Annotated in this window: 27 protein-coding genes; 12 read left to right on the top strand and 15 right to left on the bottom strand. The window is 71.0% G+C overall.

Features of this window, described 5'->3' with window-relative positions:
• Window positions 1-47: 47 nt before the first annotated feature.
• Window positions 48-1778 carry a bifunctional isocitrate dehydrogenase kinase/phosphatase gene (gene aceK, locus RDV84_RS06710; RefSeq protein ID WP_309152861.1) on the bottom strand — a complete coding sequence of 577 codons (1731 nt, stop codon included), beginning with the start codon at window positions 1776-1778 and terminating at the stop codon, window positions 48-50.
• Window positions 1779-1852: 74 nt separating this feature from the next.
• Here aceK and RDV84_RS06705 point away from each other — a divergent pair, with 74 nt between their 5' ends.
• A complete protein-coding gene (locus tag RDV84_RS06705) occupies window positions 1853-2329 on the top strand; it encodes a hypothetical protein (RefSeq protein ID WP_309152860.1) in 477 nt (158 codons plus the stop codon).
• Between the two features lie 295 nt (window positions 2330-2624).
• Window positions 2625-3662, top strand: a complete 1038-nt coding sequence (locus tag RDV84_RS06700) for a DUF4344 domain-containing metallopeptidase (RefSeq protein WP_309152859.1) — start codon at window positions 2625-2627, stop codon at window positions 3660-3662.
• Window positions 3663-3745: 83 nt separating this feature from the next.
• Here RDV84_RS06700 and RDV84_RS06695 read toward each other — a convergent pair whose 3' ends face one another.
• The 4 genes from RDV84_RS06695 to icd all read right to left on the bottom strand — a co-directional run bounded on the left by RDV84_RS06695 (window position 3746) and on the right by icd (window position 7315).
• Window positions 3746-4132 carry a hypothetical protein gene (locus RDV84_RS06695; protein ID WP_309152858.1) on the bottom strand — a complete coding sequence of 129 codons (387 nt, stop codon included), beginning with the start codon at window positions 4130-4132 and terminating at the stop codon, window positions 3746-3748.
• The gene (locus RDV84_RS06690; RefSeq protein ID WP_309152857.1) at window positions 4098-5060 is read right to left on the bottom strand and encodes a peptidoglycan recognition family protein; all 963 of its coding nucleotides are present in this window, start codon (window positions 5058-5060) and stop codon (window positions 4098-4100) included. Before RDV84_RS06690 ends, RDV84_RS06695 begins: the two co-directional genes overlap by 35 nt.
• Window positions 5061-5284: 224 nt before the next feature.
• Window positions 5285-5662 (bottom strand): hypothetical protein, encoded by a 378-nt coding sequence (locus RDV84_RS06685; protein ID WP_309152856.1) that lies wholly within the window; start codon window positions 5660-5662, stop codon window positions 5285-5287.
• A 324-nt stretch (window positions 5663-5986) separates the two neighbouring features.
• The gene (gene icd, locus RDV84_RS06680; protein WP_309152855.1) at window positions 5987-7315 is read right to left on the bottom strand and encodes an isocitrate dehydrogenase (NADP(+)); all 1329 of its coding nucleotides are present in this window, start codon (window positions 7313-7315) and stop codon (window positions 5987-5989) included.
• 234 nt (window positions 7316-7549) lie between these two features.
• Between icd and RDV84_RS06675 the strand changes: the two genes are divergently transcribed.
• Window positions 7550-8149 (top strand): hypothetical protein, encoded by a 600-nt coding sequence (locus tag RDV84_RS06675; protein ID WP_309152854.1) that lies wholly within the window; start codon window positions 7550-7552, stop codon window positions 8147-8149.
• A gap of 25 nt (window positions 8150-8174) precedes the next feature.
• Entirely contained in the window at window positions 8175-8687 is a 513-nt protein-coding gene (locus RDV84_RS06670; protein WP_309152853.1) for an SPRY domain-containing protein, read from the top strand.
• Here RDV84_RS06670 and RDV84_RS06665 read toward each other — a convergent pair.
• Together RDV84_RS06665 and RDV84_RS06660 are read right to left on the bottom strand one after the other, a co-directional pair.
• Window positions 8684-9082, bottom strand: a complete 399-nt coding sequence (locus RDV84_RS06665; protein ID WP_309152852.1) for a YkgJ family cysteine cluster protein — start codon at window positions 9080-9082, stop codon at window positions 8684-8686. The two genes, RDV84_RS06670 and RDV84_RS06665, sit on opposite strands and share 4 nt — an antisense overlap.
• A gap of 294 nt (window positions 9083-9376) precedes the next feature.
• Window positions 9377-10084, bottom strand: coding sequence for a UPF0149 family protein (locus RDV84_RS06660; protein WP_057949773.1), 708 nt, complete (start codon window positions 10082-10084; stop codon window positions 9377-9379).
• Window positions 10085-10155: 71 nt separating this feature from the next.
• Here RDV84_RS06660 and RDV84_RS06655 point away from each other — a divergent pair, with 71 nt between their 5' ends.
• A complete protein-coding gene (locus RDV84_RS06655) occupies window positions 10156-10551 on the top strand; it encodes a YchJ family protein (protein ID WP_309152851.1) in 396 nt (131 codons plus the stop codon).
• Between the two features lie 367 nt (window positions 10552-10918).
• Here the strand turns inward: RDV84_RS06655 and RDV84_RS06650 are convergent, their stop codons facing one another.
• From RDV84_RS06650 to RDV84_RS06625, 6 genes are all read right to left on the bottom strand, one after another.
• Entirely contained in the window at window positions 10919-11431 is a 513-nt protein-coding gene (locus tag RDV84_RS06650) for a hypothetical protein (protein WP_057949775.1), read from the bottom strand.
• Between the two features lie 77 nt (window positions 11432-11508).
• Window positions 11509-11817 carry a LysM peptidoglycan-binding domain-containing protein gene (locus RDV84_RS06645; RefSeq protein ID WP_057949776.1) on the bottom strand — a complete coding sequence of 103 codons (309 nt, stop codon included), beginning with the start codon at window positions 11815-11817 and terminating at the stop codon, window positions 11509-11511.
• A 267-nt stretch (window positions 11818-12084) separates the two neighbouring features.
• Window positions 12085-12897, bottom strand: coding sequence for an NADPH-dependent 7-cyano-7-deazaguanine reductase QueF (gene queF, locus RDV84_RS06640; protein ID WP_309152850.1), 813 nt, complete (start codon window positions 12895-12897; stop codon window positions 12085-12087).
• Window positions 12898-13081: 184 nt separating this feature from the next.
• The gene (locus RDV84_RS06635; RefSeq protein ID WP_309152849.1) at window positions 13082-14461 is read right to left on the bottom strand and encodes a M20 family metallopeptidase; all 1380 of its coding nucleotides are present in this window, start codon (window positions 14459-14461) and stop codon (window positions 13082-13084) included.
• Window positions 14462-14551: 90 nt separating this feature from the next.
• Window positions 14552-15244, bottom strand: a complete 693-nt coding sequence (locus RDV84_RS06630) for a hypothetical protein (protein WP_309152848.1) — start codon at window positions 15242-15244, stop codon at window positions 14552-14554.
• 3 nt (window positions 15245-15247) lie between these two features.
• Window positions 15248-16564 carry an amidohydrolase gene (locus tag RDV84_RS06625; RefSeq protein WP_309152847.1) on the bottom strand — a complete coding sequence of 439 codons (1317 nt, stop codon included), beginning with the start codon at window positions 16562-16564 and terminating at the stop codon, window positions 15248-15250.
• Between the two features lie 46 nt (window positions 16565-16610).
• Here RDV84_RS06625 and RDV84_RS25965 point away from each other — a divergent pair, with 46 nt between their 5' ends.
• From RDV84_RS25965 to RDV84_RS06610, 4 genes are all read left to right on the top strand, one after another.
• Window positions 16611-16733 carry a DUF6053 domain-containing protein gene (locus RDV84_RS25965; protein WP_425608194.1) on the top strand — a complete coding sequence of 41 codons (123 nt, stop codon included), beginning with the start codon at window positions 16611-16613 and terminating at the stop codon, window positions 16731-16733.
• Window positions 16734-16909: 176 nt separating this feature from the next.
• On the top strand, window positions 16910-17125 hold the full coding sequence (locus RDV84_RS06620; protein WP_057949780.1) for a hypothetical protein: 216 nt from the start codon (window positions 16910-16912) through the stop codon (window positions 17123-17125).
• Window positions 17126-17247: 122 nt separating this feature from the next.
• Window positions 17248-17460, top strand: coding sequence for a hypothetical protein (locus tag RDV84_RS06615; protein ID WP_250448436.1), 213 nt, complete (start codon window positions 17248-17250; stop codon window positions 17458-17460).
• Window positions 17461-17504: 44 nt separating this feature from the next.
• The gene (locus RDV84_RS06610) at window positions 17505-17723 is read left to right on the top strand and encodes a hypothetical protein (protein WP_309152846.1); all 219 of its coding nucleotides are present in this window, start codon (window positions 17505-17507) and stop codon (window positions 17721-17723) included.
• 93 nt (window positions 17724-17816) lie between these two features.
• On the opposite strand, the gene RDV84_RS06605 is transcribed toward RDV84_RS06610, so the two are convergent.
• Entirely contained in the window at window positions 17817-19139 is a 1323-nt protein-coding gene (locus RDV84_RS06605) for a hypothetical protein (protein WP_309152845.1), read from the bottom strand.
• Window positions 19140-19702: 563 nt separating this feature from the next.
• Between RDV84_RS06605 and RDV84_RS06600 the strand changes: the two genes are divergently transcribed.
• On the top strand, window positions 19703-21844 hold the full coding sequence (locus tag RDV84_RS06600) for a TonB-dependent siderophore receptor (protein ID WP_309152844.1): 2142 nt from the start codon (window positions 19703-19705) through the stop codon (window positions 21842-21844).
• 217 nt (window positions 21845-22061) lie between these two features.
• Here RDV84_RS06600 and RDV84_RS06595 read toward each other — a convergent pair whose 3' ends face one another.
• Window positions 22062-23063, bottom strand: coding sequence for an aldo/keto reductase (locus tag RDV84_RS06595; protein ID WP_057949785.1), 1002 nt, complete (start codon window positions 23061-23063; stop codon window positions 22062-22064).
• Between the two features lie 207 nt (window positions 23064-23270).
• On the opposite strand from RDV84_RS06595, the gene RDV84_RS06590 reads away from it, so the two are divergent.
• Both RDV84_RS06590 and RDV84_RS06585 read left to right on the top strand, forming a co-directional pair.
• Entirely contained in the window at window positions 23271-24146 is an 876-nt protein-coding gene (locus RDV84_RS06590) for a LysR family transcriptional regulator (protein ID WP_309153700.1), read from the top strand.
• 237 nt (window positions 24147-24383) lie between these two features.
• A complete protein-coding gene (locus RDV84_RS06585; protein ID WP_309152843.1) occupies window positions 24384-25775 on the top strand; it encodes an APC family permease in 1392 nt (463 codons plus the stop codon).
• Window positions 25776-25782: the final 7 nt, after the last annotated feature.

Raw genomic sequence — 25782 nt, 5'->3', positions numbered from 1 at the left:
GATGGTGCCGGCTCGGCGCCGGGCCAACCCCCGGCCCCGGCCGCCGCTCACGGCAGCCGCCGCGCCGACGGATACGGCGCCACGTCGTTGATCCGCCCGGCCGCGAGCCCGGCCTGCACCTGCCGCCACCACTCGACCTGAAAGATCTCGCCATGGGCGTGCATCAGCGCGCCGAGCAGCGGCGGCGACAGGCCCAGGAAGCGCGGGAACTGCTCAGGGAAGACGTCGTTGCCGTGGGCGTAGAACCACGCGCCCGATTCCATCTCCTCCTCGTGGTTGCGCGGCGCCGGCACCTCGCGGAAACGGCAGTCGCTGACCAGGCACAGTTCGTCGTAGTCGTAGAAGATCGCCCGGCCGTGGCGCGACACGCCGAAGTTCTTCAGCAGCAGGTCGCCGGGGAAGATGTTGCTCAGGGCGAGGTCGCGGATCGCCTGGCCGTAGTCGATCGCCGCCGCGCGCGCGGCCTCCGGCGTCTGCTCGCGCAGGTACAGGTTGAGCGGGCGCAAGCGGCGTTCGACATAGCACAGGTGCAGGACCAGGTCGTCGCCGTCCTCGGTGATGCTGCCGGCGCAGGTCGTCATCAGCTCGTCGAGCAGGTCCGGGGCGAAGCGCGCGCGCGGGAAGCGCAGGAACCGGAACGGCTGCGCGTCGACCAGGCGGCCGACGCGGTCGTGGTGGAACACCAGCGAATACTTCGCCTCCACCTCCTCGCGCGCGACTTCCTTCGGGTACGCGAAGCGGTCGCGTATCAGCTTGAACACCAGCGGATAGCTGGGCAGGGTGAACACCGCCATGACCATGCCGCGCTCGCCTTCGGCGCGGATCAAGCGCTCGCCCGGCTGCGCGGCGAACTGGCGGAAGAAGGTGCGGTAGCGCTCGGTCTTGCCCTGCTTGGCGCGGCCGAGCACGGTGTAGAGCTCGTCGATCGGCTTGCCCGGCAGCAGCGTGCGCAGGAACACCACCGCGTCGCCGACGGTCGGCAGGTCGGCGTGGAAATAGCTGCGCGAATAGCTGAAAAGCTGCACCACCTCGGCGCGCAGGGTCAGCACCGCATCGACCCGCAGCGCGCCGCCGTCGTTGACCAGGGCGATCACGCACGGCGAGAAACTGCGTTCGCCGAACACCCGCCCGACCAGATAGGCGCGGCGCTCGCGGTAGAACACCGTGTCCAGCAGCTCGACCGCGCGCACCGGTTGCGGGCCCCAATGCTGCAAGTCCTCCTGCAGCCGCACCGCGATCCCGGCCGCGCAGCGGGTGCGGTGGGCGTAGGGCACGGCGAAGGGGTAGTCGTCGAGCACGCGCATGAAGGTCTCGACCAGGCGCTCGCCCGACACCGCATAGCTGTGCCGCGCCACCGGATGGGTGATCGCGTCGGTCGGTTCGATGTCCAGCGCCACGAATTCCAGCGCCGGGTCGACGCCGCGGGTCTTGAAGAAACGCCGCGTCAGGGTGTTGAAAAAGGTCTTGTACAACTCGCCGTCGAGCAGCGGCGCGACGATGCTGGCATAGGCTTCGCGCACGCTCGCCCACAGCGCGCGTTCGCGCGCGCGCTCGCCGAGCCGGGTTTCCAGCGCGCGTCCGGCCTCGCCCACGCACAGGTCGTACAGCGCGATGCGCTCGACCGCGTCCTCGCGCGCGCCGTTCCAGTCGCAGCGTTCGAAGCGGCCTTGCGCGCGCCGGGTGATCGCGGCGAAGCGCGCGTGGTAGTCGGCGAACGCGTCGCGGATCTGGCTGGCGACGGCGACCGCTTCGGCGAGAGCGTCGGGGGCGGCGGACATGGCCGCAGTGTACGGCCGCGCGCGAGCGGCTGTGGCATGCTCGCGGCCCGACTTCGCTTACCGATGAAACCATCATGAAAACCCGGACATGGACGCCCGCGATCGCGTTCGCCGCCGCCGCGCTGCTGGCCGCGCCGGCGCCCGCCGCCGCCGCCACCCAGGACGACGGCACCACCGTGACCCTGTACACCGGCCGCGTCGGCACGCGCGCGGTGACGATGTACCTGCAGGACGAACCGGCGCCGTGCGGCGGCATCCTGCGTACGATCAGCGCGGTCTACCGCTACGACGGCGTGTCCAAGTGGCTGGCGCTGGACGCCAACAGCGACCGCAAGGGCCACCTGGCGCTGGTCGAATCCAGCCTCGGCAGCGGCGTCAGCGGCGCGCTGATGCTGGTGCGCGACGGTGCCGGGCTCAAGGGCAAGTGGATCAGCCCCGACGGCGAACGGGTGCTGCCGGTGCGGTTCGACCCGGCGCCGGCCTCGGCCCGCAAGCGCAAGGAAATGGCGGAGACCCTGGAGAAGGTGCACTACGAGAACGACGACTGCTGAGCCGGCGTCGCCTGCCGCGGCCCAGGGGGCCACGCGGCGGCGACGCCCCGTTCGCGACCGTCATTCCTACTGTCATTACCGGCAAAATCCGATGCACTTCTCGAAAACATCGGAGTACCATCCGCCGCGACGGTGCAGGGATGCCTCTACGCGCCGATCGGACCGGCCCGCTGAGGGGGCTGTCCAGGCGGCGCCGCCGCCGGACCGCATCGCGCCGGAACCGCTCGCCGCTCGCGTCTTGCGCTCGAACCGGGGCCTGGGGCCCCGTGCCTTTCCTGACGAGAGCGACACATCCATGGTTCAAAAGATCATCATCGGCGTGCTGGCCGCGGCCTTGATCGCGGTCTGTTCGATCTGGGGCTACAGCACCTGGCAAAAGCAACAGGCCGCCGCGCCCGCGCCGGTCGCCGCGCCGGCCGCCGCCGTGGTCGAGCCGGCCAAGCCGGTCGACGCCGCGCTGCCGGCCGAAACCGCGCCGGTCGCCGCCGAGGCGGCGGCGACGGAGAAGGCCGATGGCACCCACTTCACCTACAAGTACGTCTCCCCGCGCAGCCCGCAGCTGCTGTCGATCTACAACATGGCCAGCGAGATCGACGTGCTGCGCAACCTGCCCGAGGTCAACCAGCTCGACGGCTGGCTGACCCTGCCGCGGCCGATCAACTTCATCACCGCCGAGTGCGGCACCATCAACGCCTTCTACGCCCGCGACAAGGGCGACGTGGTGCTGTGCTACGAGATGCTCGACATGCTGGTGCGGCAGGGCGCGGCGATCGCCCAGGCCAACGGCGGCAGCACCCGCGACCAGCTCAAGTACCTGATGGCGAACCTGCGCTTCCTGATGCTGCACGAGACCGGCCACGCCCTGGTCGACATGCTCGACCTGCCGCAGACCGGCCGCGAGGAAGACGCGGTCGACCAGCTCGCCACCACCTTGATGCTGTCCTTCGTCAGCGCCGACGAGTCCGAGGGCGACATCGCCCAGAACCTGCAGCTGGCCTCGAACTTCTTCCTGCTGACCGACAGCGGCAACCACGACATGGCGACCTACGCCGACGAGCACTCGGTCGGCGCGCAGCGCTTCTTCAACCTGCAGTGCATGATCTACGGCCACGACCCGGGCAAGTACCTGCGCATCGTCACCAGCGGCCGCCTGCCCGAAGCCCGCGCGCTGCGCTGCGAGGACGAGAGCAAGCAGATCACCCGCAACTGGATGCGCCTGATCGAGCCGAACATCGCGCCCAAGCACCGCATGACCCGCGAGGAAGAGCAGGCCAAGATCGACCAGATCAAGCAGAAGCAGGTCGAGAACGCACCGGCGCCGTACGTGCGCTGATCGCCGCCGCGATGGCAAAAAGGGCGCCCCGGGGCGCCCTTTTTCGTATGCGGCCGCAGCCCCTGTAGGAGCGGCGCGAGCCGCTACGGGCCCTCGTTGCCGTCCGGCATCAGCAGCACCAGCGGCTCGCAAGCCTTGTCGGTGCAGCCCCAGCGCCGCGCCGTGTCGCCGTCGATCCAGGTCGCGGTGGCGGCGGCGTTGATCTCGAAATCCCACTCGCGGCCCTGCGCGCGCAGGCGGCCCTTGATCGAGCACGGCAGCCAGTAGAACGCGTCGTGGGTGCCGTCGGGGTACTCGCGGCTGGCGCGGAAGAATTTCGCCGCCTGCTTGGCATCGAGCGTCCACTTCGCGCAGGCCGCGCGCACGGCTTCGTCCTTGCCGGCCGGGTCGTACGCGGCCGGGTCGATGCGGGTCACCACGATCGCGTCGGCGGCCTCAGCGGCGCGGCGCGGCGGACTGCACGCTGCCATCGACAGCAGGAGCGTTGGCAGCAGCAGGCACGTACAGACCTGCGCCCTCGCCCTGGGTCTTGTACGAGATCGCATCGTGCTTGTAGACGTCTTTGTCATCGAGTCCGTACTCCTTCTGCAGCGCGCCGACCAACTTGTTGATCGAGGCGGTCTGCGCGCCCGTGGGCGCGTCCCAGGTCTTGGTCTTGGCGTTGTAGCTGCCGACCACCTCGATGCCGACGCTGTCGTCGTTCATCGGGAAACGGTCGGGATAGGCCTTGGCTTTCTCGTGGTCGTGGACGGCCTTGGGATTCCAGCCGGTCTTGTCGAACCAGGCCTGTTCCTGCGCCGAGCAGTTGCCTTCCTCGACGCAGCGGCCCTTGATCTTGCCGACATGATAGGTCTTCTGGTCGAGGCTGGCGGTCTGGTAGATCGTGCCGTCCTTGTCGATCAGGAAGTGGGTGCCGGTGCCGCTCTTGAACGCGTCCAGCGCGCTCTTCGCGGTCGCCGATTCGGTGCGGTGCATGACGATGCCGTGGTGCGCGTCGATCGCGCCTTTTTCCAGCGCCGCGATCGGCTGGCGCTTGATCGCCGGGTCTTCGAGGTAGCCGTCCTTGTCGACCTGGCTGGCATGAACATAGCCGGCCAGCGTCTGCGCGGCATCGACCTCGCGCAGCGACAGCGGCACGCCGACGCGCTGCGCCGCCGGCGAGGACGGATCGCCGCGCAGCGCGAACAACGACGGCACCGGCGCATCGGCGCTGCCGGCGACGATGCGGTCGAAGCCGCCCATCTGCGGATGCTGCTTGAGTTCGGCGTACAAGCCGGCGGCGAGATTGCGCGCCTGCGCATCGCTCCACGGACCGGCGGCCTTGACCGCGTCGTAGGTCCGCTGGAACTGCGCATGGTCCGGATGCGCGGCGTCGTAGGGAAAGCTTGGCGTGCCCATGGGAATCCTTCCTGTGGTCGGCCGATCGCAGGGATCGTGGCGCCTCACGCTGCCATGCGCGCGCCCGCCGGGCAAGCCGCGGGCCCGGGATCGGGTGCGTCGGCGTCGCGACGACGGCGCAGGCGTTGGCGATTTCGCCGCGGGATGCGTCGATCCGATCGCGCCGCGGCCTGTTCACGCGCCGCTCGCCGCGCGCGTCGCCGTTCGTCGTCGGCGCGCCGCGGTCAGCGCCGCGGCTTGGGGAAATCCTCGGCCTTGCGCTCGAACGCGTCGCGCGGCAGGCCGGCGTAGCAGACGAACGCGGCCACCGCCTGCTCGACGCCGTGGACGTCGAAGGCGAGGCCGGCGTCGCGGCCGGACAGGCGCGAGAGCAACGAATCGCGGTGCAGGCGGTCGCTGCGGAACGCGAACTCGTCCTGGCCGCGCGGGCGCGCTTCGAGGAAATCGCGCCGGTCGCGGTACAGGCCGATGGCGTAGGCGCGGCGGGGGATCGCGGCCTGCGCCTGGGTCAACAATTCGCCCAGGCGCGCGGTCGGCACCGGGCCGAGTTCCTCGACCGCGCCATCGTCGTAGATGCGGTAGCCGCGCAGCTCGCTCGCCATGTCCGTCGTCCGCGGGGACCTGCCGCGATGCTAGCGCAACCGGCCGCGGCCGGTAGGCCGGCCGTCGTCCGCCGAGGGTTGCGCAATCGCAACAACGTCCGGTAGGCGCTGCGCAAGCTGCGAGCGCGAAGCCGCGGGAACGGCGAATCGTTCGTTTGTCGCGGATCGGGATCGGCGAGCGACGCGGTGGAGTTCGGCGGGCGACGTCAGCGCGGTTTCGCGGTCGCGGCTTGCGCCGCTCCTACAGGGAGCGATCGCGGCATTCGCAAAAAAAACACGGGGCGCCGAAGCGCCCCGTGTTCATCAACGTGCAGCCGCGTCGCGTCAGAGATGCTTGATGATTTCGTCGGCGAACTCCGAGCACTTGACCTCGGTCGCGCTGTCCATCAGACGGGCGAAATCGTAGGTCACGCGCTTGGACGCGATGGCCTTGTCCATCGCCGCGATGATCGCGTCGGCGGCTTCGGTCCAGCCCAGGTAGCGCAGCATCATCTCGCCCGACAGGATCACCGAGCCCGGGTTGACCTTGTCGAGGTCGGCGTACTTCGGCGCGGTGCCGTGGGTCGCCTCGAACACGGCGTGGCCGGTCACGTAATTGATGTTGGCGCCCGGCGCGATGCCGATGCCGCCGACCTGCGCGGCGAGCGCGTCGGAGAGGTAGTCGCCGTTGAGGTTCAGCGTCGCCGACACGTCGTATTCCTTCGGACGCAGCAGGATCTGCTGCAGGAAGGCGTCGGCGATCGCGTCCTTGATCACCAGGCCCGCGCCCGGCTTGCCTTCCGGAATCACGTGCCACGGGCCGCCGTCGAGCTCGACCGCGCCGAAGGCTTCGCGCGCGATCTGGTAACCCCAGTCGCGGAAGCCGCCTTCGGTGTACTTCATGATGTTGCCCTTGTGGACCAGGGTCACCGACTTACGCTTGTTCTCGATCGCGTATTCGATGGCCGCGTGGACCAGGCGGGTGGTGCCGAGGAAGGAGACCGGCTTGATGCCGATGCCCACGTCGACGCCGAGCTCGCGCTTGGGCGCGCCGACCGCGACCAGCTCGTCTTGCCAGGCGTCGATCTTGGCCTGGGTGCCGAAGCGGATCTTGTCGAAGGCCTGCGGGAACTCGGCCTGCAGGAAGTCGAGCACCTTCTTGGCGTCGGCGCTGCCGCCGGCCCATTCGATGCCGGCGTAGATGTCCTCGGTGTTCTCGCGGAAGATCACCATGTCGACGTCGCCCGGCTTCTTGACCGGCGAGGGCACGCCCTCGAACCAGCGCACCGGGCGCAGGCAGACGTACAGGTCGAGCATCTGGCGCAGGGCCACGTTGAGCGAACGGATGCCGCCGCCGACCGGCGTGGTCAGCGGGCCCTTGATGCTCACCAGGTAATCGCGGCAGGCCTGCACGGTGCCGTCGGGCAGCCAGGTGCCGTAGGTGTTGTTGGCCTTCTCGCCGGCATAGACCTCCAGCCACTCGATCTTTTTCTGGCCGCCGTAGGCCTTGGCGACCGCTGCATCGAGCACGCGGACCGAGGCGCGCCAGATGTCGGGGCCGGTGCCGTCGCCTTCGATGAACGGGATGATCGGGCGGTCCGGCACGTTCAGGCCGGTCGGGGTCTTGGTGATCTTGGCGCCGCCGGAGGGCGGCGTCGCTACGAACTCAGTCATTACGATCTCCAGTGGGGCCGCCCGTGCGCGTGCGCATGGACGGAGCAGGGTTCCTGCGGCCCGTGGGGTGGCGCGACGGGCCGGCCGGCCATTGTCGCGGTTCGGGGGAAGGGAGGCAAAGTGCGGGGCAAGTCGCTGTGTTGCAGGCAGGCGACGGTCGCAACCGGGACTTGCTATGGTGCCGCCTGGCGCGGCCGGCGGCCCGCAGCGAGCCAAGGCAGGCGAGGCGGTGCGATGAACGTGGAAGCTTCCAGCAAGACCCCAATCGTGCGCGCGGGCATGGAGCGGATTTCGCGCGACTTCAGCGAAGGCTTGGCCGGGCTCGGCTATGCGCGCACTCGCAGCAAGTTCTGGACGCGTCGCTACGAACACCACCTGGAGTTCATCCACCTGTTCCGCTCGGGCAGCAGTTACGGCGCGCCGTACAACGCCTCGATCAGCCTGCGCGTGCACCTGGGCATCGCGGTGCTCGACGACGAGCGCGAGCCGACCTGGCTCAACGGCCCGAACAGCAGCGACCTGGCGCTGTTCCATGCCGATCGCTTCCATCTGCGTTTCAACGCCGCCTCCGGCAGCACCTACGAGCGCTGCCTGGAGGACTTGTTGCGCTTCGCCACGACCCGCGCCGAGCCCTGGTTCTCGACATGGCGCGAGCCGACCGCCCTGCTCGACGAAGAGCGGTCGCCGTTGGACGGCGAAGCGCGCGCGGCGCTGGCCCGCGCCTTGCGCGGCGAGGCGTCGTCGGAGCGGGTCGCGCTGACGTTGAAGCGCTTCGGCGTGCCGGTGGCGGGCGCCCGGGCCAAGCGGCCGCGCGCGGCCGAAGCGGCGTCATGACCCACGTGCGCGCGGAAGACGCGGCATGAGCGTGCAACGCATCGACGGCGACCGCTGGGATTGGGTCGAGCCGTTCTGGTTGTGCGTGCTGCCATGGACCAGCCATGAGTTCGAGCGACGCTGGGCGGTGGGGACGTTCGCCGAGTATCAGGACGACGGCCTGGGCGTGTGCCGCGCCGCGATGCTGCGGATCGGCGCGACCGCGTACCTGGCCCAGGCGCATCCGCACGGGCCGGCGGGCTGCGAGCGGGTGGTGCTGTCGGCGGCCGCGGACTCGGCGGACTCGCGGCGCGATCTCGACAATGCCTTGGCCCACCTGGGCCTGCGCGAAAGCGATCTGGGCGCGGTGCGGGCCGGGCTCGGGCCGGCGCGGTGGCGGTTGTCGCGGGTGGACGACAACGGCCGCGAGTTCGAGCTGGCGCGCTGCCAGACGCGCAGTTGCGCCGATCACCTGTGCCGGACCTACACCGCCAAGGACCACACGCGGCTTTATTGCGTCCGCGGGCCGACCGACGAGACTGCGGCGGCCTCGGGCTAGGAGTGAAATCCGCCGCGGTCCGGACCGGGCGTCGACTCCGCCGCCCAATCGCCCGGCGTCAACGGCGCCATCCCATGCAGCGCCCGCGCCTTGTCGCACTGCGCGCTCGGCGCGCCGTCCTCCCACGCCGGCCTGACCTCGCGACAGGGCGAGGGCCGCAGCGGATAGATGCCGCAGTGGGCATCGTGCGCGACCTGGCCGCGCAGTTGCCCGCAGCGCACCGGCGCGCCGCCATAGGTACCGCGCATGACCACGCGGTGCGGGTCGAGGGGTTCGGTCAGCGTCGCCGGGGTGAGCCCGCCGGGATGCGCGTCGGTCTCGCTCCAGTGGAAGGCGACGCGGAAGCTGGCGCAGCAGGCGCCGCAGCGCAGGCACGGGTGGGTGGCGTCGGACATGGCCGGCGGGGCGTGTGGGGACGGCGCCGACGGGCGCCGAAGCGGCGCGATTGTCGCACCCGGGCGCGCGGCGCGACAGCGCCGTCCGGGCGGCGGCGGGGGCGGCGCTAGACGTTGAAGCCGGTCAGGCAGACGCACAGCGCGACCGTGACCAGCAAGGCGGCGACCAATCGGACAACGAGTAGCTGAAACCGAATTGCGATTCGCGCACGGCGCGCGTCCCCGAACGCGGCATTGCGATGCGAGGTACGCCCGCGGCGGCGCCGGTTCAGCGCCGCCGCGACGCGGCGGGGCTCAGGCCCCGCAGCACTTCTTGTACTTCTTGCCGCTGCCGCAGGGGCAGGGTTCGTTGCGGTCCGGGGTCTCGGCGCGGCGCAGCGGTTCGCGCGGGGTCAGCGCCTCGACCCGGTGGTGCTGCAGGTCGGCGAGCATGCCGGGCAGGCCGGCGACGATCTCCAGGCGCTCGCGGTAGCTCAGCTGCGCCGGCGGCGCGGCCGGGTCCTCGCCGAGCACCTCGCCGCTGGCGAGGCGGTCGAACAGGACGAAGATCTCGTCGATCCAGTCGTTCTCGTCCAGCCACGTCTCCCAGGTCGCCTCGTGCAGCTCGACCCCGCGGAAGAAGCCCAGCGCCCAGTCGCGGCCGACGTCGAGCTCGTCGGGCTGCTCGGTGTCGGGTTCCTCCGGCAGCCACAGCAGCGGGGCGAGGTGGTCGGGCAGGTCGTCGTCGCCGTGCCGCACGCGCGCGGACACCATGTTCCAGTGGCCGATCAGCAGCGCCTGGACCTGGTCGGCCTCGGCCTGGTCGTTCCAGCGCGGCTCCTTGCCGCCCCAGACCGCCGGCTGCCAGTCGGCCGGGGCCGGCTGGCCGGGACCGACCGCCAGGGCCGAGAGGTAGCCGTCCAGCGCTTCGAGATTGAAACCCTTGTACGGCACGGCGCGCTGGTCGAGCAGGTCGGCCAGGCGTTCGATCTGGTCGTCGTCGAGATAGGCGGGGGCTTTCATGGGCGGCGCTCGTGGGGCATGCGGGGCGTGCATGGTAGTCGCAAGCGCGTGGCCGCGGCGAAAATACCGGCATGACCGCCCGCCTCGCCCCGCCCGCCGCCTGCCCCTGCGACCCCTCGCGCCGCTATGCCGCCTGCTGCGGGCCGCTGCACGCCGGCCAGGCCGCGGCCACCGCCGCGGCGCTGATGCGCTCGCGCTACAGCGCCTATGTCCTGGGCGACCTGGAGTACCTGCGCGCGAGCTGGGCGGCGCGGACCTGCCCGGACACGCTCGAGTTCGACCCGGCGGTGCGCTGGCTCGGGCTGGAGCTGAAGCGCCAGCGCGAGGACGGCGACGCGGCGGTGGTGGAGTTCGTGGCGCGTTACCGCGTCGGCGGCGGCAGCGCGGTGCGGCTGCACGAAGTGAGCCGGTTCGAACGGGCCGAGGGGCGCTGGGTGTACGTGGACGGCGAATTCCCGCGCGGTTGATGCCGCGAAACCGCGTTGCAGGAGCGGCGCGAGCCGCGACCGCGATAGCGCGGCTACGGCGACATTCCGGATGCCTGCGTATCCGCACGTGTGGCCGCTCGGGATAGCCGCTAGCGTCGTCGTTGCGGGTTCGCGGTCGCGGCTTGCGCCGCTCCTACAGGGCGTGGCCGCGACAGTGCGAGTGCGGCGAAATCCCGAGGCATCCGTGTCCGCGCGTGTGTTTGCGCGGGGCGGTTGGTTGCGTCGTGGTTGCGAGGGCGCGGTCGCGGCTTGCGCCGCTCCTACAAGGGGCATCGTGGGGTTCGGGCAAAAAAAGGCGCGGCCGTGAGGCCGCGCCCGGGCTTGCCCGCCCTTCAGGCGGAGAGGCTTACTTCTTGACCTCGAATTCCTTGCTCTGGACGACGTTGCCGTCCTGGGTGATCTCGACCTTGTACTTGCCTTCCGGGAAACCCTTCGGGCTGTTGATGCTGAACTCGGTCACGCCGCCGTTGGTGGCGTTGATCTCCGTGGGCTGGTCTTCCTTGACGGTCTGGCCGTCCTGGAAGGTCCACTTGGCGCCGATCTTGGTCGCCACGGTGGCGGACGGATCGGAGGTGTTGGTGGTGACCGAGGCGTGGACGGTGTCCTTCGGCTTGAACGTGGTCGCCGCGGCGGTGACCTTCTTGTCGGCGCCGACGGCGCTGCCGAGGTCGACGCTGGCGACCGTAGCGGTCGCGGCGACCGGCGCCGGAGCGGGTTCCGGAGCGGGCGCCGGAGCCGGGGTTTCGGCGGCCGGCGGCGGGGTCGGCGCGGGCTCTTCCTTCTTCTTGCAGCCCGCCAGCGCCAGCGAGGCGACCAGGGCGGCGGCGACGGCGTACGTAGTGCGATTGCGGATCAGCATGGTGGATCTCCTTGGAAAGACGTTGAAAGCGGAAAGCGTTGCGGCGCGCATTCGCGCCTCGTCGCGGACGGTGCAGGTCAGTCGTTGACGGCCGGAATCTTCAGGACCTGGCCGGGCTGGATCTTGTCGGGATCGTCGAGCTGATCGCGATTGGCCTCGAAGATCGCGTTCCACTTGCTCGCCTTGCCGTACAGCTCTTTGGCGATGTGCGACAGCGTGTCGCCCTTCTGGACCGTGTAGGTCTGCTGGCCACCGCCGGTGATCTCGTCGGTCGAGCTCACGCCGCTCTGGACGTCGCTGAAATCGGCTTTCTCTTTGATTTCGTCGGTGCTCGACACACCGCTTTGCACATCGGAAAAATCGGCTTTCTTATCCGGGGTAGTCATGGGTAGAGGGCTCCTGCCGTGTTGGCGGGGGCACCATGACATGGCGCTTGTTAAAAAGACATAGCGCCCGCGTGAACTTTGATGATGAAACTGAATGGGGATATGACGCGGACGGCGTCCACCTCGCGCGGGCCTGCGCAGTCGTAATGCCCGCAGGCACCGGCCGTGTGCCGGGCCGGTGCCGGGAGCGTCAGCGCGGCCGTGCGACCGCTGCCCGAATCGGTGCGCGAATCGCCGCGCCGACTGTCGCGCGGACTGTCGAGTAAATCACTGCCGCTCGTCGCGCCCCGCGGCCGGCGCCGCCAGGCCCGGGCTGCCGCGCCAGGGATTGATGTCCAGGCCGCCGCGGCGGGTGTAGCGCGCTTCCACCGACAGCCACTGCGGCTGGGCGATGCGGGTCAGATCGGCGTGGATGCGCTCGACGCATTGCTCGTGGAACTCGGCGTGGTCGCGGAACGAGACCAGGTAACGCAGCAGACCGGCCCGGTCCAGGCGCGGGCCGCGATACGCGATGACCACGCGCGCCCAATCCGGCTGGCCGGTCACCGGGCAGTTCGACTTCAGCAGCGCCGAGTTCAGCGTTTCCTCGACGATTTCGCCCGCGTCGGCGGACAGGTGCGCGGCATTCGGCGGACCGTAGTCGTCGATGGCCACGTCGAGGCCGTCGATGGATTCGGCCGTGCCGTCGCCGTCGATGGGCGGCAAGCCGAAGACCACGGCGACCGGCGCGCCGGCGGCCGCGCTCAAGTCGGCGGCGATGGTGTCGAGCACCGCCTGGGCGCTGTCGAAACGGCTGGAATTGAAGGAATTCAGGTAGAGCTTGAGCGACTTGGACTCGATCAGGTGCGGCGAGGTGGCCGGCACCGACACGGTCGCGGTGGCGACCCGCGGCTTGCCGCGGCCGTCGAGCCAGCTCAGTTCGTAGGCATGCCAGCGGTCGTGGCCGACGAACGGCGGGGCGGCGTCGTCGATGCCGATGTGCTCGCGGCCGAGCGCGCGGGCGATGGGGAACAGCAGCGAGGCGTCGTACTCGCGCGGGTAGTCGACGTGGCGGCCGAGGGGGAGTTCGTGGGCGGTCATGGCGGCATTTTAGCCGCTGGGGCGGGGTTCGCCCGGGTTCCGGGCTTGCGCCGGACGCCGATTGGCGCGGTCGCGGCTCGCGCCGCTCCTACAGGAAGCCCATGTAGGAGCGGCGCGAGCCGCGACCACGAAAATTCAACCGCGCCGCAACAGCGACCGCGACCGCGCGACCGCGGCCCCGCGCTCACCCCGCCTTCGGCGCGTTCAGATAATCCAGCGTCACCTGCAGCATCGCCCGCAGCCCCAGGTCCAGCGAGCTCTCGTCGAGCTTGAACTTCGGCGAGTGGTTGCTCGGCGCGGTCGCCGGGTCCACGCCCTTCTCGGTCGAACCGACGAAGAAGAACATCGCCGGCACCTGCTTGGCGTAGTAGGAGAAATCCTCCGCGCCCATCACCAGCGGCATCTCGACCACGTTGGCCTCGCCGGCCACCGCCTTCAGGCTCGGCAGCATGCGCGCGGTCAGCGCCGGATCGTTGTAGGTCACCGGGTTGCCGTCCTGGTCGGGCACCAGCGCTTCGGCGTGGGCGCCGTGCGCGGCGCTGACGTGTTCGGCGACGTTCTTGAGGTCGGCGAAGATCGCCTGGCGCATGCCGTCGTCGAAGGTGCGGATGGTGCCGATCATCTCCACGTCGTCGGGAATGATGTTGTAGCGGATGCCGCCCTTGATCGCGCCGAAGGTCACCACCGCCGGCAGCTTGGCGATGTTGGTGCGGCGGCTGACGATGGTCTGGGCGCTGCCGATGACGTCGGCGGCGGCGACGATGGGATCCACGCCCATCCACGGCGTCGAGCCGTGGCTCTGGCGGCCCTTGATCTTGATGGTGAAGCGGTCCGACGCCGCCATCAGCGGGCCGCCGCGCACGCCGAGCTGGCCGGCGTTCAAGGTCGAGAACACGTGCAGGCCGAACACCGCCTCGGGCTGGAAGTCCTTGAACAGGCCTTCCTTGAGCATCAGCGAGGCGCCGCCTTCCTCGTTCGCCGGCGCGCCTTCCTCGGCCGGCTGGAACACCAGCATCACCTGGCCGGGCAGGTCTTTCTTCATCGCCACCAGCGCGTCGGCGATGCCGAGCAGGATGCCGGTGTGGGCGTCGTGGCCGCAGGCGTGCATGACCCCGACGGTCTCGCCGCGGAAGCTGGCGGTGGCCTTGGACGCGAACGGCAGGTCGACCTGTTCGGTCACCGGCAGCGCGTCCATGTCGGCGCGCAAGGCGATCTTCGGGCCGGGCTTGCCGCCTTCGACGATCGCGACCACGCCGTGCTTGGCGATGCCGGTGCGCGGCTTGAGCCCGAGCTTGCGCAGGTGCTCGGCGACCTTGGCCGCGGTGCGTTCCTCGCGGTTGGACAGCTCCGGGTTCTGGTGGAAGTCGCGGCGCCAGGCGATCACGTCGGCCTTGACCTTGGCCGCGGCGGCGGCGACCTCGGGACGTTGCGCCGCTGGCGAAGAGCCCGTTTGCGAGGAAGCCGCTTGCGAAGAGGCGGTCTGCGCGATTGCGGCCAGCGGCAGCGCGGCCAGCGCGGAACAGGTCAGGGCGCAGCTCAGCGCGACGGACAGCGGACGCTTCATCGACGGTCTCCGGCGGGAAAGTCCCGATGCTAGCCGATGCGGCGGGCCCGGGCTGCGCGACGTTGGTCGCGAGAACTTAGCGCGCCGTCCTCACAATTCGATCAGACCCGGCGCGGGATCCAGCGGCGAGCCGAATCCGAGCGCGGCATATACCTGTTCGGTGTAGCGCTGGCGCCGCGTCGGCCGGCCCAGGCGCCAGCGCAACTGCAAGGCCGCCACCGGCAGCCAGATCGCCGCGTCGATCAGCGCCACCAGCGCCGCGACGTCGGCGAGCGTTCGCTGCCACGGCGTCGACGAGCCGACGGCGAGGGCGAAGCCGGGGATCGCCGCGCACGCCAGCAGCGACAGGCCGAGCGTCCACCACAGCGCCGCACGCAGCATGCGCGGGGTGTAGCCGACCGGGGCGATGTCCAGCATCAGCCAGCGGAACGCGCTGTGGCAGGCATACGCGGTGCGGCGATCATGGTTGCGCAGGGCCACCACCGCGCCGGCCTCGGCCTGCCGCGCGTCGTCGCGCGCATCGGGGCGGTAGCGCTGCGCGAGCAGCTCGACCCGGTCGCCCTCGGCCAGCGGCGGCGCCGCCGGCCCGTCCGGCGCCAGCGGCACGTACAGCGCCACGCGCCGGCGGTCGAGGTCGAAGCGATAGACCGCGAATTCGACCCGCGCGCCGTGGCGGCCGCCGCGGCTGAGAGTCTGCACCGTGCGTTGCAGCCGCCGCACCGCGCCGCTCAGGCGCAGCGGCGCGGCCGCGCCGCGGTCCGGGTCGGATGCGGGTTCGTTCACGCCTCAGGGCCCGTGCAGGTAATCCAGCGCCACCTGCAGCATCGTCTTCGTTCCCACCTCCAGCGCGCCTTCGTCGAGCATGAAGTTCGGCGAATGGTTGATCGGCGCCTTGGCCGCGGCGCTGCCCTGGGCGGTGGAACCGACGAAGAAGTAGAAGCCCGGCACGGTGTTGGCGAATTGGGAGAAGTCCTCGGCCACGGTCACCAGCCCGGATTCGCTCACGTTGGCCTCGCCGGCCGCGCGCCGCAGCGACGGCAAAACGCGGCGGGTCAGGGCGGCGTCGTTGATCGTGGCCGGGGCGTTGTTGACCACCGCCAGCTCGGCGCTGGCGCCGGCGGCGTGGGCGTAGTCGTCGGCGGTGCGGCGCAGGCGCGCGATCACGTCTTCGCGCACGGCCGGGTCGAAGGTGCGCAGGGTGCCGACCAACTTGGCTTCGTCGGGAATGATGTTGAATCGCACGCCGCTGTTGAACTGGCCGGCGGTCAGCACCACCGGGGTCGCGGCGATGTTGACCTGGCGCGCGATCATGCTCTGGCTGGCGAGCAGGATCTGCGCGCCGACGGTGATCGGGTCGACGCCGTCCCACGGCCGCGAGCCGTGGGTCTGCTTGCCGCGCACGGTCAGGCTCCATTCGTCGGCGCTGGCCAGCATCGGGCCGCTGCGGTAGCCGACCTGGCCGACGTTGAGCCCAGCCCACACGTGCAGGCCGAACACCGCGTCGGGTTTGAAGTCCTTGAACACGCCCTCGTCGAGCATGAGCTTGGCGCCGAAGGGTTCGCCGGCGGTCGGCGGGCCTTCCTCGGCCGGCTGGAACACGAACATCACCTCGCCCGGCAGCCGTTCCTTCTGCGCCGCCAGCGCGGTGGCCACGCCGAGCAGGATCGCCACGTGCGCGTCGTGGCCGCAGGCGTGCATCACCCCGACCGGCTGGCCGCGGTAATCGGCGGTAACTTTGGAAGCGAACGCCAGGCCGGCCGGCTCGGTCACCGGCAGCGCGTCCATGTCGGCGCGGATGGCGATGCGCGGGCCGGGCAGGCCGCCCTTGAGCACGGCGACCACGCCGGTGTGGGCGATGCCGGTGCGCGGCTGCAGGCCGAGTTTGCGCAACTGGTCGGCGACGAGCTTGGCGGTGCGCACCTCGTGCTGGCCCAGTTCGGGATGCTGGTGGATGTCGCGGCGCCAGGCCACGACCTGGGTCTGCACCGAACGCGCGGCCTCGGCGACCGCGGCGGGGTCGGCGGCTTGCCCGGCGAAGGCCGGGGCGGCGATCAGGCCGAGCGCCAGTGCGGCGAGCGCCGTCGGGCGGAAGCGAGGGGACATCGCGAAACTCCAATGCGGTAGGAAGGCGGGCGGGTGGCGCGCCGCTGTGGTGGGAGGGCCTTCAGGCCCAATGCTCTGGTGCCTGGTCGCCGCGACCGGACCGGACAGCATCGGGCCTGAAGGCTCTCCCACCACAGCAAGCCGCCGCCGCGATAACGCCCGATGCTAAGGCCGAAGCTGCGGCCGGCGATACCCGCGCCGTTCGCGTGCGCGCGCTCGCCGCGCCGGGCATCGGCCGGCCAGGGACTCGCCAACCGCCCCGTGATCGCAGTCACGGGCCGCGGCGACCCCCGCGCGCATGCTGTCGCTGGCCGTTCCGGCCCGCCGACCAAGGAGCAGGTTCGCATGCGTTCGATCCGACGCCACACCCTGATCTTCGCCGCCGCCTTCGCGCTCGCCGCCGGTTTCGCCGGAGGCGCCGCGGCCCAGCGCAATTGCAGCATCTGCACCGGCATCTACGACAACTGCATGGCCAAGCCCGACGCCAGCGAGTACGAGTGCGTGCTCGAACACAACCGCTGCGCCAAGTCGCTGGGCTGTCCGTTCAAGCCGCAGACCTGAGCAACGCCGGCGCGCGTGCGTCCCGCGTCCGGCGCGTCCGGTCGCGCGCGCATTCGCCGCCGGCATCCATGCGTCCGGCGCCGCCACGGCGCGCGGCCGCCCCGACCAAGGAGAAGGTTCGTATGCGTTCCATTCGCCGCACGACGTTGTTCCTCGCCTTGTCCGTATTCGCCGCCGGTTTCGCCGGCAGCGCGTTCGCGCAGCGCGATTGCAGTTGGTGCACCGCCATCTACGACGCCTGCATGGTCCAGCCCGATGCCGACCAGGGCCTCTGCGCGCGCGAGCACAACTATTGCGCCGAGCCGATCAACTGCCCGCTGATGCCGGAGTTCTGAAGCGCGCCGCCGACCGTCCGTTCCACGACCAAGGAGAAGGTCCGATGATTCCGACCCATCGCACTACCCTGCTCGCCGCGTTCGTCGCCTTCGCGTTCGCCGCCGGTTTCGCCGGCAGCGTCGCGGCGACCGAGCCCGACTGCAGTCCGTGCGTCGCGATCTACGACAGCTGCATGGCCCGGCCCGACGGCAACTGGGAGATCTGCGCGCGCGAGCACAACCTCTGCGCCGGGCCGCTCGGCTGCCGGTATCTGCCCGAGTAGCGCATCGCGCACCGGCGCGCGCCGCCGTCCGGCGGCGCGTTGCCGCGCACGTGGAAGCGTCCGCTGCGCCGGGTTCGCGCTGCAGGCGCCGGCTTACACGTCGTGCGCGTGCGCGGGCAGCGGCGCCAGCGGCGAACCCAGGTCGAGCGCCGCGTAGACCCGTTCGGTCAGGCGTTCGCGGGCGTTGGCGCGGCCGATGCGCCAGCGCCGGCGCGACCACGCGTACGGCAGCGCGATCGCCGCGATCATGGCGACGAACACGGCCGCGAAGAAGCCGGCCCGTTCGAGCGAACGGCCGGCTTCGTCCGGGTCGAAGCCGAACACGAAGTAGCACAGTGTGGTCGCGATCAGCGCGATCGCCGCGCCGCCCGCGCCGCGCAGGCGATAGCTGCGCGCGGTGAAGCCGGTCAGCGCGTGCTCGCCGGCGGGGTCGCCGCCGGCGAGCAGGCGGAAGCCGCCGTGGGCGATGTAGATCCGCCCGTCTTCGAGATTGCGCAACGCGTACACCGAGTCGGCCTCGGCCCGTTCCTGCGCCGGCACCAGCACTTCGACCCGGTCGCCCATCGCCAGGAACGGCGTCGGGTAGCCGGGGCCGTGCAGCGCGCGCAGGCTGAGGTAGCGCCCGCACAGCGCGAACCGGTAGTCGTCCATCAGCAGCATGCTGCTGCCCTCGCCGTGCAGGCCCTGGCTCGACCACGGCATCGGCAGGCGGCCGTGCAGGCGCTGCAGCGCGACGGTGCCGGCGGCGGTGTCGTCGGTCAGCGTCTGCGTCCAATCGCCGCCTTGGGTCTGCGCGCGCGCGGCGTCGCGCGCGGCCCGGCGCAATGCGGCGCTGCGCAGCCGCCGCGACCAGACGCGGTGTTGCGTGCGCATCGCGCCGATGGCGTGGACCAAGTGGTGCTCCGACGCGGCCAGGATCGGCCGGCGCCGGCGATGCTGCAGCCAGGTCCAGGCCTGGGTCGCGAGGGTCGCGGCGATTCCGGCGGTACCGCCCAGCGCGATCAACAGCAGCAACATCCAGCCCAGGCCCGCATGCGCCTGGGGCAGCGCCACGCCGCTCCAGATCGACCACAGCGCCAGCACCGGCAGCCAGCGCATCGCCTGGGCCAGCGCGAGCTTGCGCTCCAACTCGGTCGGCATCGGAATCAGGCCGGCGCTGCCGGCGGCCACCGCCCAATGCGCCTCGCGGCGGCCGTCGGCGTACACCAGCACGCCGACCCGCGCCGGCAGCGCGTTCAACGCCATGCGTTGCAGCGCCTGCCAGGCGAACGGCGCATTGAAGGCGTCGCGGGTGCGGCCGTGCACCTGCTGGCCCGCGATCCAGGCGACGAAGCGGCCGTCGGCCGCGGCGGTCAAACGCAGTCGTTCGATCGGTCCTTCGAGTTGTTCGATGGCGACCGGCGGGGGCTGGAACATGCGGGCGCTTCCTGCGCTGGCGGCCGTCGGCGCTGGCCGGCGGCGATTGGAAAATGTCGGAGGTATACCGCGGCGGCGAACGCTGTCGGCCGCGCCGCGGTTGCGGCGGCCGCGCCGTCCGGGCGAATCGTCATCAATGCCGGTGCGGGCGTCAATCGGGTCCGGTGGGGACCGATCCGGCGCACGGGCGTCGCACGGCCGGCACGGATTCGATGCGGGAGCCGAGGCGTGGCGCGCGACGAAGGGCGCCACGTCCACACGGATCCGATGCAAGGGTCGCGACGCGCGGCTGAAGGCGGCCGGCCCAGGCCGCCAGGCCGCACAGGCCGGCCGATGCGCCGGCACCGGGCGCTTCCCGGGCCGAGTCCGGCCGCGCCGGGCCGGGCCCCGACCGCGGCGCCGCGCCGGCCCCGGCATTGCCGGCGCGCCTGCCCCCGCCTACAATTGAGAATCATTATTGTTTACAGCGGGCGGGCGCCAACCCTGGCGCGGCCGACCCGCTTGCGCTGTCGCGCCAAGGAACGGTCGGCGCTCCCTCCTTTCCCGTCCTCAGGCCGCTATCGATGCCTTTCTCCCGTGCCGTCTCCACTCCTTGCCGCGCGCGTTTGCCGCGTGCGGTCCGCGCGGCCTTGCCGGGCCTGCCGCTGGCCTTGGCCGCCTTCGCCGCGGCCGCGCAACCGGCGCCCGCCGATCCCACCACCCTCGACAACGTCCAGGTCCAGGCGCCGATCGCCAAGCGCAGCCAGACCGTGACCAAGACCGACACCCCGCTGATCGAGGTGCCGCAGTCGGTGTCGGTGATCACCGCCCAGCAGATGCGCGAGCGCGGCATCCAGGGCGTCGAGGAAGCGGTGTGGTACACCGCCGGCGCCCAGGGCGGCGGCTACGGCCAGGACACCCGCAGCGACTGGCTGCTGGTGCGCGGCTTCAGCCCGGCGCGCTACATGGACGGGCTGACCCTGACCGACGGCGTATGGACCGGCGGTACCCGCATCGAGCCTTACGGCCTGGAGCGGCTGGACGTGCTCAAGGGCCCGTCGTCGGTGGCCTACGGCGCGATGCCGCCGGGCGGCCTGGTCAACATGGTCAGCAAGCGGCCCACCGACGAGGCGCTGCGCGAAGTCGAAGTGACCCTCGGCAACTACGACCTGCGCCAGGCCGCGTTCGACTTCGGCGGCCCGCTCGGCGCCGGCGGCACGCTGAGCTACCGGCTCACCGGCCTGGCGCGCAACAGCGACAACGTCGTCGACTACGTCAAGGACGACCGCTACTTCTTCGCCCCCGCGCTGACCTGGAAGCCGAGCGAGGACACCGAACTGACCGTGCTGGCGCGCTGGCAGAAGGCCGACACCGCCCAGGGCGGCGGCTTCCTGCCCGCGGCCGGCACCCTGCTGCCGAATCCGCACGGCAAGATCCCGCGCGAGCGCTACACCGGCGAGCCGGGCTGGAACGACTACGTCAAGACCATGCGCTCGCTGGGCTACGAGTTCAGCCATCGCCTCAGCGACGCGGTGACCTTCCGCCAGAACCTGCGCTACGGCAAGGTCGATGTCGACCACGACGCCGGCGTCGGCGCGTTCGGCCTGCAGGACGACCAGCGCACGCTGGCGCGCTATTACTTCCCGCTGGAAGAAACCTCCAAGTCGTTCGCGGTCGACAACAACGTCGAATGGAAGTTCGGCGGCGGCGCCTGGGACCACACCGTGCTCGCCGGCGTCGACTACCGCCGCCTGGAAAGCGACTACAGCTCGGCGTTCGCGTTCGGCGCGCCGTCGCTGGACATCTTCAATCCGGTCTACGGCGCGCCGATCGTCAAGCCGGCCTACACCTCGCGCACCGACAAGGTGCAGCAGCAGTTCGGCGTGTACGTGCAGGACCAGATCCGCATCGACCGCTGGGTGATCTCCGCCGCCGGCCGCCAGGACCGGGTGCGCACGCGCACCGACAACCTGCTGGCCACGCCGGTCGCGCGCGAGCGCCAGAACGACAGCAAGTTCTCCGGGCGCCTGGGCGTGAACTATCTGTTCGATTCGGGCTGGGCGCCGTATGTGGCCTGGTCGCAGTCGTTCGAACCGACCGTGGGCGCCGATTTCGCCGGCCGCTCGTTCGTGCCGACCACCGGCGAGCAGATCGAGGCCGGCCTGAAGTTCCAGCCCGCCCACGGCCGCGCGCTGCTGACCTTCGCCGCGTACGAGATCAGGCAGAAGAACACCCTCACCGTCGATCCCGTCCACACCCTGTTTTCGGTCCAGCAGGGCGAGACTCGGGTGCGCGGCGCCGAGCTGGAAGGGCGCTGGAACTTCGCCAACGGCCTGAGCGTGTACGGCGCCTACACCTACACCGATTCGGAAGTCACCAAGACCAACGACGCCGGCGCGCTGGGCAAGCAGATCGCGCTGCAGCCGCGCAACGTCGCCTCGCTGGGCGCGGACTACAGCATCGGCTACGGCGCGCTGTCGGGGCTGGGCTTCGGCGCGGGCGTGCGCTACACCGGCGATCACTACGGCGATACCTACAACCAGTGGAAGACGCCCTCGTACACCCTGTTCGACGCCTCGGTGCGCTACGACCTGGACGCGTGGCGGTTCCAGCTCAACGCCAGCAACCTGAGCGACAAGGAATACATCGCGGTGTGCAACAGCGCGACGTGGTGCTACTACGGCTATCCGCGCACGGTGACGGCGTCGGTGCGGTATCGGTGGTGACGCAGTGAAGCGTCGCCGCGGTGTCGTTCGATGGCCGCGTTCGTCGTAGATGAGGTGTCGCGGTCGCGACTTGCGTCGCTCCTACAGTCGCTGCGTTGCGGCATCGCGCCCTGTAGGAGCGACGCGAGTCGCGACCGCGCAGCGACCGGTCGCGCCGCAACCGCGGCCCGCATAAAAAGCAGGACGCGGCGTCGCCGCCGCGTCCCGCGCGCGCGGCTCAGCGACCGATCATCGCCATGCCCGCTTCGGTGTAGCGCTCGCCCGCGGCCGCGCCGGGGGCGAACACCGCGTCCAGGCGGGCCAGATCGTCGGCCGTCAGCGTCACCTCGACCGCGCCGAGGTTGTCGTCGAGGTACTTGCGCCGCTTGGTGCCGGGGATCGGCACGATGTGCTCGCCCTGCGCCAGCACCCAGGCCAGCGCCAGCTGCGCCGGCGTGCAGCCCTTGCTCGCCGCGAGGTCCTTGGCCTGCTGCGCCAGTTCGAGGTTGCGGGCGAAGTTGTCGCCCTGGAAGCGCGGCGTGCTCAGGCGGAAGTCGTCGCGGCTGAGGCTGCCGGTGTCGGTGATCGCCCCGGTCAGGAAGCCGCGGCCGAGCGGGCTGTACGGGACGAAGCCCACGCCCAACCGTTCGCACGTGGCCAGCACGCCGTTGTTCTCCGGGTCGCGGGTCCACAGCGAGTATTCGCTCTGCACCGCGGTGATCGGATGCACCGCCTGGGCGCGTTCCAGGGTCTGCGCGGAGGGTTCCGACAGGCCGAGGTAACGCACCTTGCCCTGCGCCACCAGCTCGGCCATCGCGCCGACGGTGTCCTCGATCGGCACGTTCGGATCGACCCGGTGCTGGTAGTACAGGTCGATGCGGTCGGTGCGCAGGCGCTTGAGGCTGCCCTCGACCGCGCTGCGCACGTACTCGGGGCGGCCGCTGACGGTGCGCGCGCCGGGGTTGGCCGGATCGGTCACGAAGCCGAACTTGGTCGCCAGGAACACCTGGTCGCGCCGGCCCTGCAGGAAGCCGCCGAGCAGCTCCTCGTTGGCGTGCGGGCCGTAGATGTCGGCGGTGTCTAGGAAGGTCATGCCGCGCTCCAGGGCGCGTTCCAGCGTGGCCAGCGATTCGTCCTGGTCGGCGGCGCCGTAGGCGAAGCTCATGCCCATGCAGCCCAGGCCGAGCGCGGACACGGTGGGGCCGTTGCGGCCGAGGCGGCGGGTCGGAAGCGTAGTCATTGCGGGAGTTCTCCGTGATCGGGGGGAGAGACGAAGCGCGGTGGGCGGGGGCGCCGCCGCGGCGCCCGGGGAGGGCGTGCGGGCACTGTAGGCCTGCGCGATTGCGCGAAAAACCGGACTAGTCCACATGCGTCATGAAGATTTTCTTCATAATCGCCGGCAGGTCCCGCCGGAGCCGCCGCCATCGCCGCCCATCCCTTGCCCGCGGTGCTCGGCTTCGCCCGAGTCGCCCACTTCGGCAGCTTCACCCGCGCCGCGGCCGAACTGGAGGTGTCGCCCTCGGCCCTGTCGCAGAGCGTGCGCGCACTGGAAACCAAGCTCGGCGTGCGCCTGCTCAACCGCACCACGCGCCAGGTCGCGCTGACCGAGCACGGCGCGCGCTTCCTCGAGCGCATCCAGCCCGGGCTGGCGCAGATCCAGGCCGCGTTCGACGACCTCGACGAAGTCCGCCACCGTCCCACCGGCCGGCTGCGCATCAACGTCGGCCGCACCGCGCTGCGGATCATGATCGAGCCGAAGCTGCCGGCGTTCATGGCGCTGTATCCGGAACTGGAAGTGGAACTGTTCGCCGACGACACCCTGGCCGACCTGGTCGGCGAAGGCTTCGACGCCGGCATCCGCCTCGGCGAAAGCCTGGCCCGCGACATGGTCGCGGTGCCGTTCGGCGGGCCGCAGCGGCAGGTGATCGTCGGCGCGCCGGCGTACTTCGAACGCCATCCGCGGCCGGCGACGCCGCAGGACCTGGCCGGGCACGACTGCATCCGCCTGCGCCTGCCCGGCGCGCGGCGCCTGTACCCGTACGAGTTCAGCCGCGACGGCCGCGATTTCGACGTGGAAGTGCAGGGCCGGCTGATCCTCAACGAAGGCTCGCACATCCTTTCGGCCGCGCGCGCGGGGCTGGGGCTGGCGCAGGTGTTCGAGCCGTCGGCGCGCGCCGACCTGCGCGAAGGCCGGCTGATCGAAGTGTTGTCGCCGTGGCAGCCGCCGTTTCCGGGGTTCCACGTCTATTACCCGGCGCGCAAGCAATTGCCGATGAAGCTGCGGGTGTTCGTGGATTTCCTGCGCGCGCAGACGTGGGAGTAGCGGTTGGCGCGAATTTCCGCCGCAGCCAATGCCACAACGCAGCGACTGTAGGAGCTGCGCAAGCTGCGACCGCGGGGCGGCCGGTTGCGACTCAAGCGCGGTGTCGCGGTCGCGGCTCGCGCCGCTCCTACAGGCAGATCGCGTGGTTGCCGGCGAGCGGGAACAAGGCTGCGACGCAGATCCCTCGCATTTCCCCGCGCCGCGTGCGAGGCTGCGGCGGATCGCTGGGGAGCCGTCATGAACGATGCCGTGTCCGCCGTAGCACCCGCCGCGTCGAAAGCGCTGCACGGCGACGCCGCGCTGGTGCGCGCGCTCGGCCCGTTCCAGCTCGGCGCGTCCATCGTCAACATCATCGTCGGCGCCGGCATCTTCATGCTGCCGGCGCTGTTGTACGGGCGGCTCGGCGCGGGCGCGCCGCTGGTGTTCGTGGCCGGGGCGATGGCGATCGTGCCGATCGCGCTGTGCTTCGCCGCGATCGGCAGCCGCGCGGCCGCCACCGGCGGGCCGTACACCTTCGTCGGCGCGGCGTTCGGGCCGTTCGCCGGGTTCCTCGCCGGCGCGCTGATGTGGGTGTGCAACGCTTCCTCCAGCGCCGGCGTCGCCGCGGCCCTGGCCGAGCAGGCCGGCAACGCCTGGGCGGCGCTGCGCGAGCCGTTGCCGCGCGCGGGGTTCATCGCCGCGGCGTACGCCGCGGTGTTCGCGCTCAATGCGTTCGGGGTGAAGCTGGGCGCGCGCGCGATCGTGCTGCTGGCCACGCTCAAGCTGGCGCCGCTGTTCCTGCTGGCCAGCGTCGGTTTGCTGTTCGTGGACTGGAACCAGGTCGGTGCCGGCGCATGGCCGTCGTGGAGCACGCTGTCTTGGAGCGCGTTGCCGTGGAGCGCGTTGCCGTGGAGCGCATTGGGCTCGTCGATGGTGCTGGTGGTGTTCGCCTACTCGGGCATGGAGACCGCGCTGGTGCCGACCGGCGAGGTGCGCGATCCTGCCCGCCACGTGCCGCGCGCGACCTTGTCGGCGATCGTGCTGGTGGTGCTGCTGTACATCGGCATCCAGCTCGCCTGCCAGGGCTTGCTCGGCGCGCGCCTGGCCGGCAGCGGCGCGCCGGTGGCCGACGCCGCCGGCGCGTTGTGGGCGCCGGCGCACGGCGCGCTGCTGGCCACCGCCGCGGTGTCGATGGCCGGATTCCTGATGGGCAATCTGTTTTCGTCGTCGCGGCTGTTGTTCGCGCTGGGCCGCGACGGCTACCTGCCGGCCGCGTTCGGCCGCGTCGATGCGCGCCACCACGTCCCGCGCACCGCGCTGCTGGCCCATGCCGGTATCGCCCTGGCGCTGGCGCTGATCGGCAACTTCGAGACCCTGGCGCTGATTTCCGGCGGCGCGATCTGCCTGCTGTTCGCCGCGGTCGCGGTCGCCGCGTGGCGTGCGCAGGCGCGCGACCTGCGCGGCCCCGGCGAGCCGTTCCGCCTGCCCGGCGGCGCCTGGCCGATGCCGCTGCTGGCGGTGGCGGTGATGGCGGCGGTGTTGGCGACGATGAGCGCGGCGCAGTGGCTGGCGATCGCGGTATCGCTGTTGGCGTTGGTGGCGGTGTACGCGGTGCTGGCGCTGCGGCGGCGCCGGGCGGCGCTGGGTTGAAGGAGCG

The sequence above is a fragment of the Lysobacter yananisis genome, from assembly GCF_031199375.1.
GTDB classification, from domain to species: domain Bacteria; phylum Pseudomonadota; class Gammaproteobacteria; order Xanthomonadales; family Xanthomonadaceae; genus Lysobacter; species Lysobacter yananisis.
Note: the sequence above shows the minus strand (reverse complement) of the source record. Positions and strands in the feature narration are given on the sequence as shown.

What these genes read in the sequence shown, in the direction of transcription:
- RDV84_RS06650 (WP_057949775.1), bottom strand. Translation starts at nt 11,431, where the DNA reads ATGCTGATCCGCAATCGCACTACGTACGCCGTCGCCGCCGCCCTGGTC.
- queF (WP_309152850.1), bottom strand. Translation starts at nt 12,897, where the DNA reads ATGACCGCCCACGAACTCCCCCTCGGCCGCCACGTCGACTACCCGCGC.
- aceK (WP_309152861.1), bottom strand. Translation starts at nt 1,778, where the DNA reads ATGTCCGCCGCCCCCGACGCTCTCGCCGAAGCGGTCGCCGTCGCCAGC.
- RDV84_RS06665 (WP_309152852.1), bottom strand. Translation starts at nt 9,082, where the DNA reads ATGTCCGACGCCACCCACCCGTGCCTGCGCTGCGGCGCCTGCTGCGCC.
- RDV84_RS06685 (WP_309152856.1), bottom strand. Translation starts at nt 5,662, where the DNA reads ATGGCGAGCGAGCTGCGCGGCTACCGCATCTACGACGATGGCGCGGTC.
- RDV84_RS06690 (WP_309152857.1), bottom strand. Translation starts at nt 5,060, where the DNA reads ATGGGCACGCCAAGCTTTCCCTACGACGCCGCGCATCCGGACCATGCG.
- RDV84_RS06645 (WP_057949776.1), bottom strand. Translation starts at nt 11,817, where the DNA reads ATGACTACCCCGGATAAGAAAGCCGATTTTTCCGATGTGCAAAGCGGT.
- RDV84_RS06600 (WP_309152844.1), top strand. Translation starts at nt 19,703, where the DNA reads ATGCCTTTCTCCCGTGCCGTCTCCACTCCTTGCCGCGCGCGTTTGCCG.
- RDV84_RS06610 (WP_309152846.1), top strand. Translation starts at nt 17,505, where the DNA reads ATGATTCCGACCCATCGCACTACCCTGCTCGCCGCGTTCGTCGCCTTC.
- RDV84_RS06635 (WP_309152849.1), bottom strand. Translation starts at nt 14,461, where the DNA reads ATGAAGCGTCCGCTGTCCGTCGCGCTGAGCTGCGCCCTGACCTGTTCC.
- RDV84_RS06660 (WP_057949773.1), bottom strand. Translation starts at nt 10,084, where the DNA reads ATGAAAGCCCCCGCCTATCTCGACGACGACCAGATCGAACGCCTGGCC.
- RDV84_RS06655 (WP_309152851.1), top strand. Translation starts at nt 10,156, where the DNA reads ATGACCGCCCGCCTCGCCCCGCCCGCCGCCTGCCCCTGCGACCCCTCG.
- RDV84_RS06675 (WP_309152854.1), top strand. Translation starts at nt 7,550, where the DNA reads ATGAACGTGGAAGCTTCCAGCAAGACCCCAATCGTGCGCGCGGGCATG.
- RDV84_RS06620 (WP_057949780.1), top strand. Translation starts at nt 16,910, where the DNA reads ATGCGTTCGATCCGACGCCACACCCTGATCTTCGCCGCCGCCTTCGCG.
- icd (WP_309152855.1), bottom strand. Translation starts at nt 7,315, where the DNA reads ATGACTGAGTTCGTAGCGACGCCGCCCTCCGGCGGCGCCAAGATCACC.
- RDV84_RS06705 (WP_309152860.1), top strand. Translation starts at nt 1,853, where the DNA reads ATGAAAACCCGGACATGGACGCCCGCGATCGCGTTCGCCGCCGCCGCG.
- RDV84_RS06695 (WP_309152858.1), bottom strand. Translation starts at nt 4,132, where the DNA reads ATGGCAGCGTGCAGTCCGCCGCGCCGCGCCGCTGAGGCCGCCGACGCG.
- RDV84_RS06605 (WP_309152845.1), bottom strand. Translation starts at nt 19,139, where the DNA reads ATGTTCCAGCCCCCGCCGGTCGCCATCGAACAACTCGAAGGACCGATC.
- RDV84_RS06625 (WP_309152847.1), bottom strand. Translation starts at nt 16,564, where the DNA reads ATGTCCCCTCGCTTCCGCCCGACGGCGCTCGCCGCACTGGCGCTCGGC.
- RDV84_RS06615 (WP_250448436.1), top strand. Translation starts at nt 17,248, where the DNA reads ATGCGTTCCATTCGCCGCACGACGTTGTTCCTCGCCTTGTCCGTATTC.
- RDV84_RS06700 (WP_309152859.1), top strand. Translation starts at nt 2,625, where the DNA reads ATGGTTCAAAAGATCATCATCGGCGTGCTGGCCGCGGCCTTGATCGCG.
- RDV84_RS06585 (WP_309152843.1), top strand. Translation starts at nt 24,384, where the DNA reads ATGAACGATGCCGTGTCCGCCGTAGCACCCGCCGCGTCGAAAGCGCTG.
- RDV84_RS06595 (WP_057949785.1), bottom strand. Translation starts at nt 23,063, where the DNA reads ATGACTACGCTTCCGACCCGCCGCCTCGGCCGCAACGGCCCCACCGTG.
- RDV84_RS06670 (WP_309152853.1), top strand. Translation starts at nt 8,175, where the DNA reads ATGAGCGTGCAACGCATCGACGGCGACCGCTGGGATTGGGTCGAGCCG.